15 protein-coding genes are annotated in these 19,415 nt (G+C 71.7%); 7 read left to right on the top strand and 8 right to left on the bottom strand.

Annotated elements, in window-relative coordinates; translation table 11 throughout:
* On the top strand, window positions 1-1,038 hold the full coding sequence (locus tag ACZ5PP_RS09670; RefSeq protein WP_012586029.1) for an enoyl-CoA hydratase/isomerase family protein: 1,038 nt from the start codon (window positions 1-3) through the stop codon (window positions 1,036-1,038).
* A gap of 876 nt (window positions 1,039-1,914) precedes the next feature.
* Here the strand turns inward: ACZ5PP_RS09670 and fdhE are convergent.
* A complete protein-coding gene (gene fdhE, locus ACZ5PP_RS09665) occupies window positions 1,915-2,826 on the bottom strand; it encodes a formate dehydrogenase accessory protein FdhE (protein ID WP_012586028.1) in 912 nt (303 codons plus the stop codon).
* A gap of 288 nt (window positions 2,827-3,114) precedes the next feature.
* Here fdhE and ACZ5PP_RS09660 point away from each other — a divergent pair, with 288 nt between their 5' ends.
* Genes ACZ5PP_RS09660 through ACZ5PP_RS09650 form a run of 3 tightly spaced genes read left to right on the top strand, consistent with a single transcriptional unit; the run spans window position 3,115 to window position 5,993 of the window.
* On the top strand, window positions 3,115-3,924 hold the full coding sequence (locus ACZ5PP_RS09660; protein WP_276658022.1) for a (Fe-S)-binding protein: 810 nt from the start codon (window positions 3,115-3,117) through the stop codon (window positions 3,922-3,924).
* Window positions 3,925-3,927: 3 nt separating this feature from the next.
* The gene (locus ACZ5PP_RS09655; protein WP_464827003.1) at window positions 3,928-5,337 is read left to right on the top strand and encodes a LutB/LldF family L-lactate oxidation iron-sulfur protein; all 1,410 of its coding nucleotides are present in this window, start codon (window positions 3,928-3,930) and stop codon (window positions 5,335-5,337) included.
* Window positions 5,334-5,993: a LutC/YkgG family protein gene (locus ACZ5PP_RS09650; RefSeq protein WP_464827002.1), complete on the top strand. Its 660-nt coding sequence runs from the start codon at window positions 5,334-5,336 to the stop codon at window positions 5,991-5,993. Before ACZ5PP_RS09655 ends, ACZ5PP_RS09650 begins: the two co-directional genes overlap by 4 nt.
* 310 nt (window positions 5,994-6,303) lie before the next feature.
* On the opposite strand, the gene pdxH is transcribed toward ACZ5PP_RS09650, so the two are convergent.
* The 3 genes from pdxH to ACZ5PP_RS09635 form a co-directional block, all read right to left on the bottom strand.
* Window positions 6,304-6,951: a pyridoxamine 5'-phosphate oxidase gene (pdxH, locus tag ACZ5PP_RS09645; RefSeq protein WP_464827001.1), complete on the bottom strand. Its 648-nt coding sequence runs from the start codon at window positions 6,949-6,951 to the stop codon at window positions 6,304-6,306.
* Between the two features lie 137 nt (window positions 6,952-7,088).
* A complete protein-coding gene (locus ACZ5PP_RS09640) occupies window positions 7,089-8,507 on the bottom strand; it encodes an MATE family efflux transporter (RefSeq protein ID WP_464827000.1) in 1,419 nt (472 codons plus the stop codon).
* A 79-nt stretch (window positions 8,508-8,586) separates the two neighbouring features.
* Window positions 8,587-9,825, bottom strand: a complete 1,239-nt coding sequence (locus tag ACZ5PP_RS09635) for a benzoate/H(+) symporter BenE family transporter (protein WP_004313301.1) — start codon at window positions 9,823-9,825, stop codon at window positions 8,587-8,589.
* 117 nt (window positions 9,826-9,942) lie between these two features.
* Here ACZ5PP_RS09635 and ACZ5PP_RS09630 point away from each other — a divergent pair, with 117 nt between their 5' ends.
* On the top strand, window positions 9,943-10,845 hold the full coding sequence (locus ACZ5PP_RS09630) for a LysR family transcriptional regulator (protein ID WP_004313300.1): 903 nt from the start codon (window positions 9,943-9,945) through the stop codon (window positions 10,843-10,845).
* Window positions 10,846-10,919: 74 nt separating this feature from the next.
* On the opposite strand, the gene ACZ5PP_RS09625 is transcribed toward ACZ5PP_RS09630, so the two are convergent.
* From ACZ5PP_RS09625 to ACZ5PP_RS09610, 4 genes are all read right to left on the bottom strand, one after another.
* Window positions 10,920-11,552 (bottom strand): LysE family translocator, encoded by a 633-nt coding sequence (locus tag ACZ5PP_RS09625; protein WP_012586025.1) that lies wholly within the window; start codon window positions 11,550-11,552, stop codon window positions 10,920-10,922.
* A gap of 1,537 nt (window positions 11,553-13,089) precedes the next feature.
* Entirely contained in the window at window positions 13,090-13,902 is an 813-nt protein-coding gene (locus ACZ5PP_RS09620; protein ID WP_464826999.1) for a hypothetical protein, read from the bottom strand.
* Window positions 13,903-13,916: 14 nt separating this feature from the next.
* Window positions 13,917-14,789 (bottom strand): hypothetical protein, encoded by an 873-nt coding sequence (locus tag ACZ5PP_RS09615; RefSeq protein ID WP_043743251.1) that lies wholly within the window; start codon window positions 14,787-14,789, stop codon window positions 13,917-13,919.
* Between the two features lie 230 nt (window positions 14,790-15,019).
* Window positions 15,020-15,199 (bottom strand): hypothetical protein, encoded by a 180-nt coding sequence (locus ACZ5PP_RS09610; RefSeq protein ID WP_012586022.1) that lies wholly within the window; start codon window positions 15,197-15,199, stop codon window positions 15,020-15,022.
* Window positions 15,200-15,483: 284 nt separating this feature from the next.
* Here ACZ5PP_RS09610 and ACZ5PP_RS09605 point away from each other — a divergent pair, with 284 nt between their 5' ends.
* The gene (locus ACZ5PP_RS09605) at window positions 15,484-16,782 is read left to right on the top strand and encodes an MFS transporter (RefSeq protein ID WP_273422443.1); all 1,299 of its coding nucleotides are present in this window, start codon (window positions 15,484-15,486) and stop codon (window positions 16,780-16,782) included.
* 335 nt (window positions 16,783-17,117) lie between these two features.
* Window positions 17,118-19,301, top strand: coding sequence for a 5-histidylcysteine sulfoxide synthase (gene ovoA, locus ACZ5PP_RS09600; RefSeq protein ID WP_004311294.1), 2,184 nt, complete (start codon window positions 17,118-17,120; stop codon window positions 19,299-19,301).
* Window positions 19,302-19,415: the final 114 nt, after the last annotated feature.

Raw genomic sequence — 19,415 nt, 5'->3', positions numbered from 1 at the left:
ATGCTGCTCCCCGAGACCGCGTCGCCCGCCAACGTCCTGGTCGACCTCATCGACGGCGTCGGCGTGCTCACCCTGAATCGTCCCGCCGTGCTCAACGCGCTCGATCTCGCCACCGTGCGCGCGCTCACCCGCCAGCTCGACGCCTGGGCGCACGACCCGGCGATCCGCGCGGTGCTGCTGCGCGGCAGCGGCGAGCGTGCGTTCTGCGCCGGCGGCGACGTGCGTGCGTTGTACGAGCTGCAGCGCCAGGGTGCGCCGGAGCTGGTGTGCTACTTCGACGAGGAATACGCGCTCGACTGCCGCATCCACCGCTACCCCAAGCCCACGATCGCCCTCATGGACGGCGTGGTGATGGGCGGCGGCATGGGGATCTCGCAGGGCTGCACGCACCGCCTGGTCACCGAGCGCACGCGCATGGCGATGCCGGAGACGGCGATCGGGATCTTTCCCGACGTGGGCGCGAGCTACTTCCTGTCGCGCCTGCCGCCGGCGCTGGGCGTCTACATCGGGGTGGTCGGCGACACCCTGAGCGGCGCCGACGCGGTGGCGAGCGGCCTCGCCGACCGCCTGGTGCCGAGCGCCTTGTTCGCCGACCTCCGGGCGCTGATCGCCGCGATCGATGCCGAGGCCTGGCCGGCGGCGCCGACGCAGACGAAGATCCCCTCGCTGCTGACCGCGCCGGTGCTCGCCGCGGTGGAGCGCCACTTCGGCCATGGCAGCGTGGAAGAGATCCTCGCCTCGCTCGCCGGCGAGACCGATCCGCTGCTGCGGCCGTGGGTGGAACGCACGCAGGGGCTGCTGGCGCAGCGCTCGCCGCTGATGCTGTGCGTGACCTTCGCGCAGCTGCAGCGCGGACGCCGGCTGGGCCTGGAGGACTGCTTCCGCATGGAGCGGACGATGATGGAGTACAGCTTCGCGCACGGCGACACCATGGAGGGCATTCGCGCGCTGCTGATCGACAAGGACCGCAACCCGCGCTGGCGGCATCGCACGGTGGCGGAGGTCGGCCGCGAAGAGGTGGAGGCCTTCTTCGGCTGAAGGGCAGACTCGCCGCAGCCGCAATCGCGACTCGCGTCGCTCCTACAGTACCGCCGCAGCTGGCGGTCGGCACCAGCGGTAGGAGCGACGCAAGTCGCGATCCTCCGCGCCCGAAACCCGCGCCATCGTCGCCGTACCGCCGCAATCGCGACTCGCGTCGCTCCTGCAAAACCGCCGCGGCTGGCGGTCGGTCCCAGCGGTAGGCGCGACGCAAGTCGCGATCCTCCGCGCCCCAAACCCGCGCGATCGCCGCCGTACCGCCGCAATCGCGACTCGCGTCGCGCCTGCAAAACCGCTGCGGCTGGCGGTCGGCCCCAGCGGTAGGCGCGACGCAAGTCGCGATCCTCCGCGCCCGAAACCCGCGCCATCGCCGCCGTACCGCCGCAATCGCGACTCGCGTCGCTCCTACAGCACCGCCGCAGCTGGCGGTCGGCCCCAGCGGTAGGAGCGACGCAAGTCGCGATCCTCCGCGCCCGAAACCCGCGCCATCGCCGCCGTACCGCCGCAATCGCGACTCGCGTCGCTCCTGCAAAACCGCCGCGGCTGGCGGTCGGCCCCAGCGGTAGGAGCGACGCAAGTCGCGATCCTCCGCGCCCGAAACCCGCGCCATCGCCGCCGTACCGCCGCAATCGCGACTCGCGTCGCTCCTACAAGGCCGCCGCGGCTGGCGGTCGGCCCCAGCGGTAGGAGCGACGCAAGTCGCGATCCTCCGCGCCCGAAACCCGCGCCATCGTCGCCGTACCGCCGCAATCGCGACTCGCGTCGCTCCTGCAAAACCGCCGCGGCTGGCGGTCGGTCCTAGCGGTAGGAGCGACGCAAGTCGCGATCCTCCACGCCCGAAACCCGCGCCGCCGCCCCCGCACTGCCTTGGCGTTGTTACGACTCCCCGGCGCCGATGAGCAGGTAATTCGGCCCGCTGCGGACGAAACCCGCGTCGTCGACCAGCATGTCCAGCGCCACCGAGGCGAGGTCGTCGGCGATCGGGTCGACGCGCACGTTCTTCGGCTGGACGATGAGCTTGGTGTAGCTCTCGCAGGACCCGCAGGACTCCGCGCGCGCGATGCCGTCGTCGCCGTCGATCTCGTGCAGGGTGATCTTGTCGCGGTCGCCGCAGCTCACGCAGGTGGCGTGCGGGACGTGCCACTCGGTGTTGCACAGCGTGCAATGCACGTAGCGCAGGCCGGCGGTCGGGCCGTCGCTGCGGATCACGCTGACCACCGGGTGGCTGCCGCACACCGGGCAGGTGCTGTGGGCTTCCATCAGCGGCAGCGCGCCGGCGTCGAGCTTGCTGGCGAGCGCGGTGAACACCACCTGCATCGCCGCCGCGACGTAGGGCAGACGGGCCATGTCGGCGCCCTCGGGTTCGCCGTTGAGCAGCTTCTCGCCCAGCTTGTCGAGCTCCTCGGCGCTGGTGACGAGCAGCCCGTCGAGCGTCTCGCGCGCGCCCACTGGCGCGTTCTCCAGCAGGTCGCCGACGAGGTTGCGCAGGATCTCGCGCCACACCGCGGGGCGCTGGTACGAGGCCACGCTGATCGGCGGCATGCGGTGCTTGGCTGCGCGTTCGAGGACGTCTTCCGCCGGGGGCGTGATGTCCTGTGCCGAGGCTTGCAGCGCCGCATGCTGGGCATGCGACAGCCTGCCGAGGAAGGCGAGCCACTCGCCCAGGCCGTGGTGCAGCGCGAGGGCGTCGAAACGCTCGGCACGCGCGAGGAAGACGGTGCCCGGATCGGGCAGGAGGACGGCGGCGGCTTCGCCCGAGGGCGGCAGTTCGATGGCTTGGGTGTTCATGTTGTCTCTGGATGGAAAAGCGCACGCGATGATCGGCGCAGTAGCGTGCCGAATGCAAGCCGGACATGCAGAAACCACCCTCCGCTGGAGGTCGCGACGGCCTTGCAGGCGTGACGCCGGGGCCCTTCAGGGTTTGCCCGTAGACCGGTCCCGAATCCGCGCCGCACCACGAAAAACAATCGTATTCTGTCCGACGTGGCGAGGAGGCGGTGCTGCCGGGGCCTGGCCCCTTTGCGGTGCGCCGAACGCCCGCGGACGATCGCCCGGACAACCTGGAGGAAGACCCCCATGAACGCACCCCCAAGCGTCTCGCGCTCCGATTCGCGCTCCGATTCGCGCCCGGTCTCGCCGCGCGTCGCGCTGTTCGCCACCTGCCTGGTGGACGCGATGCGCCCCAGCGTCGGCTTCGCCGCGCTCAAGCTGCTGCGCGACGCCGGCTGCCGGGTCGAGATCCCGCAAGCGCAGACCTGCTGCGGCCAGCCCGCCTTCAACAGCGGCGATACCGCGCACGCGGCCACGCTGGCACGCCATTTCATCGAGACCTTCGAGGGCTACGACTACGTGGTCGCGCCCTCGGGCTCCTGTATCGGCATGACCAAGGTGCACTACGCCGAGGCGCTCGCCGACGACCCGGCCTGGGCCGAGCGCGCACGCCGCCTGGGCGAGCGCAGCTTCGAGCTGATGAGCTTCCTGGTCGACGTGATGGGCTACGCCCCCCCCGACGTGAAGCTCGACACCAGCTTCACCTACCACGACAGCTGCTCGGGCCTGCGCGAGCTCGGCGTGCACGACCAGCCGCGTGCGCTGCTCGGTCAGGTCGCCGGGCTCACCCTGAAGCCGCTCGAAGGCAACGACGTGTGCTGCGGCTTCGGCGGCACCTTCTGTGTCAAGTACGCGGCGATCTCCAACGCGGTCGTCGGCGAGAAGGCCGAGGCCATCGAGCGCAGCGGCGCGCAGCTGCTGCTCGGCGGTGACCTTGGCTGCCTGATGAACATGGCCGGCAAGCTCAAGCGCAAGGGCTCGAGCGTGCGCGCCTTCCACGCCGCCGAGGTGCTCGCCGGCATGGGCGGCGGTCCGGCCATCGGCGAGGAGGGCTGAGTCATGGAAGAGGCCACGCTCTCCTTCAAGGCGCGCGCCGAGCGTGCGCTCGCCGACCCCACGCTCAAGATCGCCATCGACCGTACCACCGGCACCGCCGAGCGCAAGCGCGCGCTGGCGATGAGCCAGTTCCCGCAGTTCGAGGCGGCGCGCGAGCGCGGCAAGCGCATCAAGGATCACGTGATCGCCAACCTCGACCACTACCTGCTCGAGTTCGAGCGCAACGCCATTGCCTCGGGCGCCAAGGTGTACTGGGCCGCGACCGCCGAGGAGGCCTCGCAGATCGTCGTGCGCCTGTGCAAGGAGGCGGGCGCGAAGCGCGTGACGCGCGTCAAGTCGATGCTGGGCGAGGAGATCGGCCTGCCGCACGCCCTGGATGAAGCCGGCATCGAGCGCGTCGAGACCGACCTCGCCGAGCACATCGTGCAGCTCGGCGGCGATCGCCCCTCGCACATCGTGTGGCCGTCGATGCACCGCACGCGCGAGCAGGTCTCGGAAATGTTCAAGCGCCTGCACCGCGCGCCGCACCAGGAGGAGACCATCGAGGCCATGGTCGACAGCGCCCGGCGCGAGCTGCGCGACAAGTTCCTGTCGGCCGACGTCGCCATCTCGGGCGCCAACTTCCTGCTCGCCGACACCGGCGCCACCTGCACCGTCACCAACGAGGGCAACGCCGAGCTCACCACCACGCCGCCGCGGGTGCATATCGTCACCGCGGGCATCGAGAAGCTCGTCCCCAGCATGGGCCACGCCATCGCCATGCTGCGCCTGCTGGTGCGCTCGGCCACCGGCGCGGACGTCACCCAATACACCACCTTCCATTGCGGGCCGAAGCAGGCGGGCGATCGCGACGGGCCGGAAGAATTCCACATCGTGCTGGTCGACAACGGCCGCAGCCGCATGCTGCGCGAGGGCATGAAGGAGATGCTGCGCTGCATCCGCTGCGGCGCCTGCATGAACCACTGCGTGGTGTTCCGCCAGCTCGGCGGTCACGTCTATGGCGGTACCTACCCGGGCCCGATGGGCGCGGTGCTGACGCCGGTGTTCGACGGCCTGGAGAAGTCCCGCGACCTGCCGCACGCGTGCACGATGAACGGCAAGTGCCAGGAGGTGTGCCCGGTGGCGATCCCGCTGCCCACGCTGCTGCGCGGCTGGCGCGACCGCTCGTGGCGCGAGGGGCTGGAGCCCGCGGTGGTGCGCTTCGGCCTGGGCATCCACACCTTCGTCGCCAGCCACCCGCGGCTCTACCGCCTGGGCACGGCGATCGCCGTGCGGGTGATGCGGCTCTTCAGCCGCGGCGGGCTCGTGCGCGGCATGCCGGGGCTGGGCGCGTGGACCGCGTACCGCGAGTTCCCCGCGCCGGCGAAGCGCACCTTCATGGAGATGGTCAAGGATCAGGAGAACGCACGATGAGCGCGCGCGAAGCCATTCTCAACGCCGTGCGCGGCGGCCTCGGTCACCGCACGGTCGACCCCGCTGCGCTGCGCCGCGAGGCCGACGCCCTGCTCGAGGACCTGCCGGCGATCCGCCCCGGCCTGCTCGCCGACGACCTGGTGGAGGCCTTCATCGCGCGCCTCGTCACCCCCAAGGTCGCGGCCACCGCCGAGCGCATCGCCGACGCGCGCGAGCTGCCGGCCGCGGTGGCGCGCTATCTCGAGGCGCGCGGCCTGCCCGCGGCGATCGCGCTGCAGCCGGCGGCGGTGCTGCAGGCGCTCGACTGGTCGGGCTTCGAGTTGCACGAGCGCGTCGCGCCCGACGAGACCCTGGCGGTGGGCTGCGCGCGCTGGGGCATCGCCGAGACCGGCTCGCTGGTCTTCCATTCGGATGCCGAGACGCCGATCCTCGCCAACTTCCTGCCCCTGCACCACCTGGTGATGGTGCGCGCAAGCACGGTGCTCGCCTACCTCGACGACTACGCGAAGGCCACCGCCGGCCAGCGCCCGCCGCGCAACGTCAACATCATCACCGGCGCGAGCGGCACCACCGACATCGAGGGCAGCCTGGTGCTCGGCGCGCACGGGCCGCGGTATCTGCATGTGGTGGTCGTGGAGGATCTGCCCGCCGCTTGAGTGCGCCGCGCCCGGATTCCGCGCCGCGCCGGCTCATCCGCCGTGATCGCGACTCGCGTCGCGCCTGCGGGAAGCGACGCGGCTTCGGCTGGCCGGTAGGAGCGACGCAAGTCGCGATACAGCGCCCGCACCCCGCGCCGCGCTGGCTCATCCGCCGTGATCGCGACTCGCGTCGCGCCTGCGGGAAGCGACTCGGCTTCGGCTGGCCCGTGGGAGCGACGCAAGTCGCGATACTGCATCCGATCCCCGCACCGTGCTTGCCAGGCCCGATCGCGGCTCGCGCCCTTCCACGACACGCTCCGATGTCCTGCTACGGTGCCAGGCGTTGCCGCGTCCAGCTGCCGTCGGCCTGCAGGCGGTAGGCGATGCGGTCGTGCAGGCGCGAACTGCGGCCCTGCCAGAACTCCCAGTAGTCCGGCACGAGGCGGTAGCCGCCCCAGTGCGGCGGGCGCGGCGGGTTGAGACCGAACTTGAGGCCGTACTCGGCGGCGCGCGAGACGATCGTGGTGCGCCCGTCGATGACCTCGCTCTGCGGCGAGGCCCAGGCGCCGATGCGGTGGGCGAGCGGACGGCTGGCGAAGTACGCGTCGGACTCCTCCGCCGACACCTTCTCGACGCGGCCCTCGATGCGCACCACGCGCTCCATCTCCACCCAGTGGAACTGCAGCGCGGCGAAGGGGTGTACCTCGAGCTCGCGCCCTTTGCGGCTGTGATAGTTCGAGTACCACACGATGCCGCGCGCGTCGCAGCCCTTGATCAGCACCGGCCGGGTCGACGGCCGGCCATCCTCGCCGACGGTGGCCACGGTCATCGCGTTGGGTTCGGGCAGCCCGCGCTCGAGCGCCTGCGACAGCCAGGCCTCGAACTGCCTCGAGGGCTCGCTCGCCGAGTCGTGCTCTTCCAGCGTGCCTTGTTCGTAGCTCTTGCGCAGATCGGACAGGGGAGTGTGCTTGGTCATCGTTCTTTCCAGGGGATGCCGGGGGAAGTCACCAAGCTCCATTGTCGCCAAATCGTCCCCCCGCGCGTCAGGATTCTCCCATGCAGGCGCGGCGCCAGCCGCGAACACGGCGGCTCGGCACTCGACGCACGTCGCAATCACCGCCGCCGCATTCGCGCCTCGCGGCGCTCCTGCACGGTTGCTTCGCGCACGTGGCGGCGGGAGACCGCGCGCAGCAGGGCGCCGAAGAGCAGGGTGGCGGCCAGCGTCGCCAGGACGCAGGCTTCCCAGAAGCCGGCCACCGTCGGCGCGCTGGCGCGCCAGGGGGCGTGGAAGCTGAGCCAGTAGCCGCCCGCCAGCCCGATGCCCCAGAAGCACAGGCTGTGCACCAGCATCGGCAGCAGCGTGACCTTGTAGCCGCGCAGGGCGTGGGCGGCGACGGTCTGCAGGGCGTCGAAGCACTGGTAGAGCAGCAGCCATACCACCAGCCCGAGCGCGACCGCCTGCACCGCCGGGTCGGCGGACGAGAACGCCACCAGCGGCTCGCGCAGCATCCACAGCAGCGCACCCACCAGCAGCGAGAAGCCGAGCGCGAGGCTCATCCCCAGCCGCGCGGTGCGGCGCGCGCGGCGCCAGTCCTGCGCGCCGGCCGACTGCCCCACCAGCACCATGGTGGCGATCGACAGCGACAGCGGCAGCATGTAGATCATGCCGGTGAAGTTGGCGATGACGCGGTGCCCGGCCACCGTCTCGGTGCCGAGGCGGGCGGCGAGGATGGCGATCAGGGTGAAGGAGCTGATGTCGATGAAGGTCGACACCCCCATCGGCAGGCCGAGTCGCAGCAGCTGGCCGAGCGCCTGCGCGCGCGGCGCCTGCCAGGCGTGGAAGAGGCGATAGGGTTTGTAGGCCGGGTTGAAGACCAGGTAGGCGAAGCCGCAGCCGAGCGCGATCCAGTGCACCGTCGCGGTCGATACGCCGCAGCCGGTGCCGCCCATCGGCGCGAAGCCGAGCGCGCCGTTGGTGAGCGCCCAGGCGAGCGGGATGTGGACAGACATGGTGATCGCGCTGATCGCCATCAGCACGCGCGGGCGCCCGACCGCGTTGTTGAAGGCGTAGAAGCTGCGGTAGAGCAGCAGTGCGGGCAGACCGAAGGCGGTCGCGGCGAGGTAGTCGGCGGCCTTGGCGGCGACCGCGGGCGGCACGCTCGCCGCCTCGAGCAGGAAGCCCGGGTTCAGCAGCAGTGCGATGCCGGGGCCGGCGAGCAGCAGCGCGAGCCAGAAGCCCTGCTGCAGCGCGGGGGCGATCGCCTCCTGGCGGCCGGCGCCGACGTGGTGTGCGATCGTCGGCGAGATCGCCTGCAGGGTGCCGGTGAGCAGCATCACCACCGAGATGTAGTAGCTGCTGCCGATGGCGACGCCGGCGAGGTCCGCGGTGCCGTAGCGCCCGGCGATCACGGTGTCCGCCACCATCATCGTCATCGACAGCAGCTGGGCGATCAGGATCGGCCACGCCAGGTGGAGCAGCTGCCCGACGATGGCACGGGTGCCGGTGGGGGAGGCGGAGGTGGAGGGGGGCATGGAGGGGTGGCGCCGGCGGGCCCCCGGAGAGGGGCTCGCCGCACCGGAATGCAGGTGGGGGCAGGCCTGCCGCGGCGGCTCAGGCGCGGTTGGCGAGCGCGGTGAAGTCGTGCTTTTCCATTAGCCAGGATACGCCGAAGCCGGCGACCAGGCCCCAGAAGGCGGCGCCGATGTTGAACATGCCGATGTCGGCGACGGTGACGATCAGGCTCACCAGCGCGCCGAGCGTGAACTTGCCGCCGCCGAACGAGCCCAGGAAGGCGGCCTGCAGCACCCGCAGCATGGCCAGGCCGCCGAGCACCATGATGAACTCCTTGGGAGCGGCCAGCATCAGGCCGGTGAAGGTCGGCGCCAGCAGGCCGAACAGGACGCCGAAGAGCCCGAAGGTGAGTGCGGCGGTGTACTGGCGGTCCATCCTGCCCGAGGAGGTCATCAGCGCATTGCTGGGGCCGGTCAGGCAGGTGCTGACCGCGCCGACCATCGCGCTGAAGAACGCCCCGACGCCGCACGCGACGGCAATCGCATTGACCGGCGGCTCATGCTGGGCGCCCCTCAGCACCGCGGTCCCCTGGCCGTTCTGCACCACCAGCACGGTGATCGCCAGCGGCACGACCAGCTCGACCAGCGCCCCCAGCGACCATACCGGGGCCTGCACCACCGGCTGGGCGAAGGCGAGGCTGCCGAGCGTCGAGGTGTCGACACGACCGAGCGCACCGATCAGCAGCGCGCCGATCAGCAAGGCGCCGATCACCGGCGGCATGCGCTTCGCCCACGCCGGACTCGCCGACAGCAGCAGGAAGGCGATGATCATCGGCGCGGCGATCGCCACGTCGCTGTCGAGCGCGCGCACGATGTCCAGCCCGAAGCGCAGGAACACCCCCGCCACCATGCCCATCACGATCGGCATCGGCAGCGCCGACATCACCCGCTTGACCCAGCCGCTGGCGCCCATCACCAGCACCAGCAGGCTGGTCGCGTAGAAGGCGCCGATCACTTCGGCGAAGCTCAGGTGCTGCAGCGCGGGACCGACCAGCACGGTGCCGGGGATCGTCCACGCAAAGCCGAGCGGCATCCGGTAGCGCAGGCTCATCGTGAGCGTGACCAGGCCATTCACGAAGAACACGCCGAACACCCAGGAGGCCAGCTCGGCCTGGCTGAGGCCGCCGCGGGTCCCCACGGACAGGATCACGGCGAGCGGACCGGTCGCCGAAAAGATGAAGGCGATCAGGCCGTTGGCGAAATAGGTCAGGCCGAAGTCGTCGAGGATGCGGCGCAGCCCCGGGGCGGGGCCGGCGGGGCGTTCGAGGTGGGCGAGCATGGCGTTCGAGGGGGCTGGGGTCGAGGGTGTCGGGCTGTGGATGATCGCTGTTTGCTATCGACAGATAAAGACGCATAAAACAACTACACTATTTGGTTTATACGAATAATCGCCGCCATGGATCGTCTGCAGGCCATGCGCCTTTTCACCCGCATCGTCGAGCTCGGCAGCTTCAGCCGCGCCGCCGAGCAGCTCGGCCTGCCGCGCGCGTCGGCGACGCAGATCATCCAGCAGCTCGAGGCCCACCTCGGCGTGCGCCTGCTCGCGCGCACCACGCGGCAGGTCACGCCTACCGTGGACGGCGCGGGCTACTACCGGCGCTGCCTGCGCATCCTCGCCGACCTCGACGACGCCGAGGCCGAGTTCTCGCAGGCCGCGCATCACCCGCAGGGGCGCATCCGCATCGACCTGCCCGACTCCTTCTGCCGGCTGCTGCTGATCCCGGCCCTGCCCGACTTTTACACGCGCTATCCGCTGGTCCGCATCGAGATCAGCGTCGGCGACCGCCAGATCGACCTGATCCGCGAGGGCGTGGACTGCGTGCTGCGCATCGGCGAGCTCGGCGACGTGCCGCTGCACGCGCGCCGGCTCGGACGCCTGCGCCAGGTGACGTGCGCGAGCGCGGGCTACCTCGCGCAGCATCCGCTGCCGCAGGGCCTCGAGGACCTGGAGGCGCACTGGATGGTGGATTACGTCTCCGCCTCCACCGCGAAGTCGCTGCCGCTGGAGTTCGAGGTGGAGGGCCGCATCGAGCTGCGCAGCCTGCGCTCGCGGCTGGCGGTGAACAACGGCGGTGCCTACGTGGCCGCCTGTGCGGCCGGCTTCGGCATCGTCCAGGTGCCCGACTACCACGTGCGCGAGCCGCTGGAGCAGGGGCGCTTCGTCGAGATCCTGCCCGCGTTCCCGCCGCCCGTGCTGCCGGTGCACGCGCTCTACCCGGCGGACCGGCCCTTGTCCGCGCGTGTGCGGGTGTTCATCGACTGGCTGGCGGAGCGTTTCGGCGGAGCGGCGGCAGGCTGAGCCGGGCGCGTCCGCCCTGTCGTGCGCGAGTGCCCGTTCGCCGCGTCCGCGTCCGCGGAGGACCTGCCGCCCGATCAGCCCGGCTGCGTCACCGCGAGGCGCACGCCGAAGCCGACGAAGACCAGCCCGGTGAGCCGATCCAGGCCGGCGATCACCGCCGGACGGCGCAGCACCGGGGCGATGCGGCGCGCGAGTGCGATCAGGAGGGCGAACCAGAGCAGGGACATGAGCACGTGGATGGTGGCGAGCAGGAAGATGAAGCTCGCCACCTGCACTCCGGCCGGCACGAACTGTGGCAGCAGGGTCAGGTAGAAGATGCCGACCTTGGGGTTGAGCAGATTGGTGAGGAAGCCGGCGGCGAAGGCCGCGCCCGGCGTGCCGCCGCCGTCGCCCGCGGCGCCGGGATCGGCCTCCGCCCGGCGCGGGGCGAGCAGCAGGCGGGCGCCGAGCCAGCCGAGGTAGAGCGCGCCGATCCAGCGCAGCGCGTCGAAGAGCAGGGTCGAGGTGGTGATCAGCGCGGCCAGCCCGAGCGCGACCGCGCCGCCCCAGATCAGGCAGCCCGCGGCGATGCCGAGCGCGGCGCCGGCGGCGCGGCGGGGGTCGCCGGCGATCGCGGTGCGCAGGACGAGGGCGGTGTCCACGCCCGGCGTGGCGGCGAGCAGCGCCGCGGCGAGCGAAAAGGCGAGCAGGCTCTGGGTGACGGTCATCGGGGGGATCCGTGCGACAAGACGCGGGGCGGGCCGTGGACGGGGGCGGCAGCGCGCAGCGGGCGGAGGATTGCGAGTTGCGGCGCAGATCGCGCCAAGACGTGCGATTGTATCCCCACCGTCCCGACAACCCACCCCATCCGCAAGCCTCCTCCCCCGCGCGCAGTCTGCAGGAGCGACGCAAGTCGCGATCGGGCGGTCGAATTGCGCGGGCGCTCCCGGAGCGGCCGCGATCGCGACTCGCGTCGCTCCCGCAAGACCCGCCGCGCTGCCGGGCCCGCGTCGTAGGAGCGACGCAAGTCGCGATCGGGCGGTCGAATTGCGTGGGCGCTCCCGGAGCGGTCGCAATCGCGACTTGCGTCGCTCCCACGGAAGCCGTCACGCCTGCGGTGCCGCGCCGCGATCGCGACTTGCGCCGCTCCCGCAAGACCCGCCGCGCCGCCGGGCCCGCGTCGTAGGAGCGACGCAAGTCGCGATCGGGCGGTCGAATTGCGTGGGCGCTCCCGGAGCGGCCGCAATCGCGACTTGCGTCGCTCCCACGGAAACCGTCACGCCTGCGGTGCCGCGCCGCGATCGCGACTCGCGCCGCTTCCGCAAGACCCGCCGCGCTGCCGGGCCCGCGTCGTAGGAGCGACGCAAGTCGCGATCGGGTGGTCGAATTGCGCGGGCGCTCCCGGAGCGGTCGCAATCGCGACTTGCGTCGCTCCCACGGAAGCCGTCACGCCTGCGGTGCCGCGCCGCGCCGCGCCGCGATCGCGACTCGCGCCGCTTCCGCAAGACCCGCCGCGCCGCCGGGCCCGCGTCGTAGGAGCGACGCAAGTCGCGATCGGGCGGTCGAATTGCGCGGCGCTTCCGGAGCGGCCGCAATCGCGACTTGCGTCGCTCCCACGGAAACCGTCACGCCTGCGGTGCCGCGCCGCGATCGCGACTCGCGCCGCTTCCGCAAGACCCGCCGCGCCGCCGGGCCCGCGTCGTAGTAGCGACGCAAGTCGCGATCGGGCGGTCGAATTGCGCGGCGCTTCCGGAGCGGCCGCAATCGCGACTTGCGTCGCTCCCACGGAAACCGTCACGCCTGCGGTGCCGCGCCGCGATCGCGACTCGCGCCGCTCCCGCAAGACCCGCCGCGCTGCCCAGCCCGCGTCGTAGGAGCGACGCAAGTCACGATCGGGCGGTCGAATTGCGCGGGCGCCTCCGGAGCGGTCGCAATCGCGACTTGCGTCGCTCCCACGGAAGCCGTCACGCCTGCGGTGCCGCGCCGCGATCGCGACTTGCGCCGCTCCCGCAAGACCCGCCGCGCCGCCGCGCCCGCGTCGTAGGAGCGACGCAAGTCGCGATCGGGCGGTCGAATTGCGTGGGCGCTCCCGGAGCGGCCGCAATCGCGACTTGCGTCGCTCCCACGGAAACCGTCACGCCTGCGGTGCCGCGCCGCGATCGCGACTCGCGTCGCTCCCGCAAGACCCGCCGCGCTGCCGGGCCCGCGTCGTAGGAGCGACGCAAGTCGCGATCGGGCGCGCCGGGTGCGGCGGGGCGCGAGGTTTCACGCGCGCCGGCGCATCGTCTCGTTGGCGGCCTCGGCGGCCGGATGGAGCAGGCCGAGGCTGCGCAGGCGCGCGGCGCTCCAGCCGTGGCCGAGCAGGATCATGCGGGTGTCGAGTTCGGCTGCACGCGTCGGGGCGACGCTGGCGCCGAGGTCGTGCATGCGCTTGGTGCGCAGCGCGACCCAGCGCAGGGGGTGGCGGCGGGCGAGGGCGTGCCACAGCGCGTGCGCGCCGGCGGACTGGCGGGCGCCGCTGACCAGACAGAAGCCGCGCCCGAGCGCCCAGTCATACACCGCGCTGGCGATGCCGCGGCCCTGGTAGGCGGGGGCGTACTTGGAGTGCGGTGAGCGCACGTGGCGGTCGGTGCGGCGGTCGACCTCGATCAGGCGGTTGAACACCGTGTAGCCGGCGAGGCACCCACGCGCGACGTCTTCCACATAGACGTAGTGCTCGCCGTCGGCCTCGCGGTGGTGGAAGACCAGGTCGGGCAGCAGCGTGGGCAGGCGGGTGCAGGCGTGCAGGGCGTCGCCGGGGGTGTGGAGCCGGCCGTGGAGGGTGTCGAGTTCGGCCTCGATGGCAGTGTCGGGCGGGCTCACGTCGATGCGCAATTCCATGCGCGGCGGCCGCAGCATGCGACGCAGGACGGTAGCGAGCGCAGTGCCGAGTGCGGTGCGCAAGGCCACGGCCGACCCGGCAACGCGCGGCGGCGGCTGCGGGAAGGCCAGCACCGAGCGCGGTGAGAGGCTGGCGCGGTGGGAGAGCGGGGTGTGGCGGGCGGGCAGGCCGCGCAGGTGCAGGGCGAGAGTGTTCATGACGCGTCCTCCGTTCAGCACGGCGAGGGGCCGGCCCACCAGCCGCTCATCAGGCCCTCGGGGCGCTGCGGCGCGCTCACCCGCGCGCTCGCCTCCCAGGCTTCCATCTGCACGTCGAGACCGGCGAACACGCCATAGCCGGTGCCGGCACGGATCGCCTCGCCCGCCGCCAGGCTCTCGCCGGCACGGATCGCGCCCGCAGCGGCGATCACGCCGCCGGCCTTGATGCCCCAGCCGGCCTCGAGGTGCATGCCGGAACGGATCGAGCCGCCCGCGGCGATGCCCTGTGCGGCGCGCAAGGTGTTCTCGACCTGGATGTCGCCGCCCGCCTGCAGGCCCTTGGCGCAGCGCACGCCCTCTTCGGCCTGCAGGTCGAGGCCGACGTACGCGTTGCCGGCGACGCGCAGGCGCCCGCCGCAGCGCAGGTCCCAGCCGGTGCGCAGATCGCCGTCGCAGCGCAGCTCGCCCGCGCAGTCCACGCCCCAGCCCACGCGCAGGTCGCCGCCGATCTGGAGGCCGGCCTCGGCGCGCACGCTGCCTTCCACACGCAGGTCGGCGCCGATGTGGACTTCGCCACCCGCGCGCACCCCGGCACCGGCCTGCAGCGAGCGGCCGACACGCAGCACACCGTCGACGTCCACGCCGCCGCGCACCTCGAGGGTGCCGGCGAACACGATCGCGTCGGCCTCGATCGCGTCGACCACGCGCAACTCGTCGGTGGGGCCGAACTGCTCGAGCAGCCAGCAGGCGTCGCCGACGCGGCCGGCGGCGACCATCTCGTCGAGCATGGCCTGGTAGTCGCCGCCTTCGCCGAACTGGCGGACGAACCAGCGGAATCCATCGGTACAGGGCCGCTTCGCCCTGACGAAACTTCTTGTGAGAACCATCGCATCACCCTCGTGCATCGCATCGCCACGCGGCGGGCGTGGCGTTCCGGGTGCAGCCCCGTGGGGCAGTGCCGATGGCCGGGAGGATCCGGATGGACCGCGGCCGGACCGCCAGTCTGGTCGATGAGCGGTCGATGGGCGGGAAGCTGGAGAAAGACCCGCGGCGGCTGCACGTTGAACGGGAGGCGCGGCGTGCGCGTCCCGGGCAAGGTGCCGTGCGGGGGTGGGGCTCAGCCCCTTTGGTGGCCCCGCACGGCCTGGGAAAGCACGGCGGGAGACCCTGTGACCTTGAATGCGAGCTGGGTCGCGAGATCGCGCAGCGGCGACACGATGCCGCGCGCACGCACACGCACGCCCGCGCGCAACGCGGCGCGACGATGGGCGGAACGAAGGCGGGCGGGCAGGGTCATGCGGCGCTCGATCGGTGGAAAGAGGCGATATTGTAGGCCAGGAGGTGGGGCATTGTCCCCCCCGCCCGGTCCGCGCCGCCCCGGCTCGGCGGATTCGGCGCCGAAGATCGCGAATGCGCCGCTCCTTCGGCAAGGATGCATCCCGCGTCGCTCCGGGGCAGGTGACGCGGCGGCGGTGGCGACCGGGCCCATTTCCGATTACCTTGCCGGGCGATGAAGACTCCCGCCAATCCCATCTCCGCGAGCGGCCGCACGGCGCTTGCCCATTTCCGCGAGGCCGCACGATGAGCGGCCAGTTCCGCCTGCTGCGGGAGCGCCGCTTCCTGCCCTTCTTCCTGACCCAGTTCCTCGGCGCCTTCAACGACAACGTCTACAAGAACGCGCTGGTGGTGCTGATCACCTTCCAGGCCGCGCGTCTGGGGGCGGACTCGCCCGGGGTGCTGGTGAACCTCGCCGCGGGTGTCTTCATCCTGCCCTTCTTCCTGTTCTCGGCCACCGCCGGCCAGCTCGCCGACAAGTACGAGAAGAGCCGCCTGATCCGCGCCACCAAGCTGCTCGAGATCGCCGTGATGGCGCTTGCGGTGGTCGGCTTCGCCCTGATGTCGCTGCCGCTGCTGCTCGTCGTGCTGTTCCTGATGGGGGCGCAGTCGGCACTGTTCGGGCCGGTCAAGTACGCGATCATCCCGCAGCAGCTCGCCGACGACGAGCTGGTGGGCGGCAACGCGCTGGTGGAGGCGGCGACCTTCGTCGCCATCCTCGCCGGCACCATCGTCGGCGGCCTGCTGGTGGCGGGGGATGCCGGGCCCGGCCGTGTGGCGGTCGCGGTGCTCGCGATCGCGCTGCTCGGCTGGTGGTCCAGCCGCGCCATCCCGCCCGCGGCGGCGGCCGACCCCGGGCTGCGGGTGAACTGGAACCCGGTGACGCAGACGCGCGAGATGCTGCGCTTCATGCTCGAGGCGCGCGCGGTCTTCGTCGCCATCGTCGGCATCTCGTGGTTCTGGTTCTACGGTGCCGTGTTCCTGTCGCAGTTTCCCGGCTTCGCCGCGGATCATCTCGGCGGCGACGAGCGCGCGGTGACGCTGCTGCTGGCGCTGTTCTCGGTCGGCATCGGCGCGGGCTCGCTGCTGTGCGGGCGCCTGTCGCGCGGGCGGGTGGAGCCGCGCATGGTGCTGCCGGGGGCGATCGGGCTGAGCCTGTTCGCGCTCGACCTGTGGTGGGCGAGCCCGGCGGCGGGCGCCTTCCCGCCCGGCCAGGGGCTGGATACGCTGTTTGCCCGCGCTGAGGTGTGGCGGGTGGTGTTCGACCTCGTGATGATCGGGGTGTGCGGCGGCTTCTTCATCGTGCCGCTGTATGCGCTCGTGCAGCAGCGCTCCGCGCCGGCGCACCGCGCGCGCGTGATCGCCGGCAACAACATCCTCAACGCGCTCTTCATGGTCGCCGCCGCGGCGATGGGCGTCGGGCTGCTGGCCGCGGGCTTCGCGGTGCCGCAGCTCTTCCTGGCCACGGCCTTGCTCAACGCGCTGGTCGCCGCGCTGCTGTTCGCCCGCGAGCCCGCCTTCCGCCAGCGCGGCGGCCCCCCGTAGGAGCGACGCGAGTCGCGATCGCAGCGCTCGATCGGCGAGGGCGCGAAAGTTCTGGGCGGCCTGATCGCGACTTGCGTCGCTCCCACAAAACCACCGCATCCGGTGCGAGCGGTAGGCGCGACGCAAGTCGCGATTCGAAAATGCGACCGCATCCGGTGTGAGCGGTAGGAGCGACGCGAGTCGCGATCGCGGCGCGGGCTGAGGCACGGCGCCGGCTGGAGGATCGGAGATCGCGGCTCGTGTCGCTGCTGCGCAGGATGCCGGCCCACGCTACATTCCCGCGCCGAAACGTGGAAAGATGCAGCCCATCCGTCCCAATGACGAGGACCCCCGCAATGAACCCCGCATCGCAAGCGACCCCTGGCGACCGTCCTTCCCCCGCTTCCTCTTCCGCCGGCAGCCCTGCGCCCCTCTTCCCGCGCACCCCGCTGCTCTCCGGCACCGATGTCGAGGCCAAGCGCGCCGAGCTGCTGCATTACTTCCACGCCACCTTCGACCGCTACGAGTCGCTGTTCGAGGTGCTCACCTGCGACGAGGCCTACTACCGGAAACCGATCAGCCTGCGCCACCCGCTGATCTTCTACTTCGGCCACACCGCCACCTTCTTCATCAACAAGTTCATGCTCGCCGGCCTGATCGAGCAGCGCATCGACCCGCGTCTGGAATCCATGTTCGCCGTCGGCGTCGACGAGATGAGCTGGGACGACCTCGACGACGCGCGCTACGACTGGCCGAGCGTGGCCGAAGTGGCCGCCTACCGGGGCAAGGTGCGCGCGGTGGTCGAGCGCGTGATCCGCGACACGCCCTTCACCTTGCCGATCGGCTGGAAGGACCCGTTCTGGGCGGTGGTGATGGGCATCGAGCACGAGCGCATCCACCTCGAGACCTCCTCGGTGCTGATGCGCCAGCACGCCCTGCAGTACGTGAAGCCGCATCCCGCCTGGCAGCCCTGCGCCGAGCATGGCGAGCCGCCCGCCAACGACCTGGTCGACATCCCCGCGGGCACGGTCACGCTCGGCCGCAGCTTCGACGAGCCGATCTACGGCTGGGACAACGAGTACGGCACGCACCGCGCCGAGGTGCCGGCCTTCCAGGCCGCCCGCCATCTGGTGACCAATCGCGAATACCTCGGCTTCGTCGAGGCCGGCGGCTACGCCGACGACAGCGTCTGGGACGAGGAGGGCCTGGGCTGGCGCAGGTTCGCCCGCGCCGAGCATCCGACCTTCTGGGTCCCCGACGCCGCGGGCTGGAAGCTGCGCCTGATGACCGAGGAAGTGCCGATGCGCTGGGACTGGCCGGTGGAGGTCAACTGTCTGGAGGCGCGCGCCTTCTGCCGCTGGAAAGCGCGCGAGACCGGCCAGCCGGTGCGCCTGCCCACCGAGGACGAGTGGAACCGCATCCACGACCACGCGGGCCTCGCCGATGTGCCGCACGACGCCCCCGCCAACGCCAACCTGCATCTGGACCACTGGGCCTCGAGCTGTCCGGTGACGCGCTTCGCCCACGGCGAGCTCTTCGACGTGGTCGGCAACGTCTGGCAATGGTGCGAGACCCCGACCTATCCCTTCGACGGCTTCGACGTGCACCCGATCTACGACGACTTCACCACGCCGACCTTCGATGACCGCCATGCCATCATCAAGGGCGGCAGCTGGATTTCCGCCGGCAACGAGTCGCGCCACGCCTCGCGCTACGCCTTCCGCCGCCATTTCTTCCAGCACGCGGGCTTGCGCTACGTCGTCAGCGAGGCGCCGGTTATCAACCCGGCCTCGAGCTACGAGACCGACACCCTGCTGTCGCAGTACGCCGAGTTCCACTACGGCGACGAGGCCTTCGGCGTGCCCAACTTCCCGAAGGCGCTCGCCGACATCGCGATCGCGGCCCAGCGCCGCTTCGGCAAGGGCCGCTTCGGCCGCGCGCTCGACCTCGGCTGCGCCACCGGTCGCGCCAGCTTCGAGCTGGCGCGCGCCTTCGAGCGCGTGGTCGGCATCGACTTCTCGGCGCGCTTCATCCAGGCTGGCGTCAAGCTCGCCGAGACCGGCGTGCTGCGCTACACGATGCCCGACGAGGGCGAGCTGGTCACCTACCACGAGCGCCGGCTCGACGCCCTCGGGCTGGCCGGGACCGCCGGCCGCGTCGAGTTCTGGCAAGGCGACGCGTGCAACCTCAAGGACGTGTTCACCGGCTTCGACCTCATCCTCGCCGCCAACCTGATCGACCGCCTGTACAGCCCGCGCCGCTTCCTCGCCGACGTGCCGCGGCGGCTCAAGCCCGGCGGCCTGCTGCTGCTCGCCTCGCCCTACACCTGGCTGGAAGAGCACACCAAGCGCGAGGAGTGGATCGGCGGCTTCAAGAAGGATGGCGAGTCGTACACGACCCTCGACGGGCTCAAGGACCTGCTCGCCACCGACTTCGAGCTGGTGCAGGGGCCGCAGGCGGTGCCCTTCGTGATCCGCGAGACACGGCGCAAGCACCAGCACACGCTGTCGGAGCTGACCGTCTGGAGGAAGCGCTCCTGAGCCTCCCCGCCGCGCTCGTCCGTCGTGCCATGCGGCGGGGCGCGGCCGGCTTGCAAGCCCACGACCGCGGGCTATGCTGGAAGCGTGACCCGCATGGCGGTGCTCCCGGAGGGC

This window comes from Thauera sp. DNT-1 (assembly GCF_055393985.1).
This window is presented reverse-complemented; position numbering and strand designations above follow the sequence as displayed.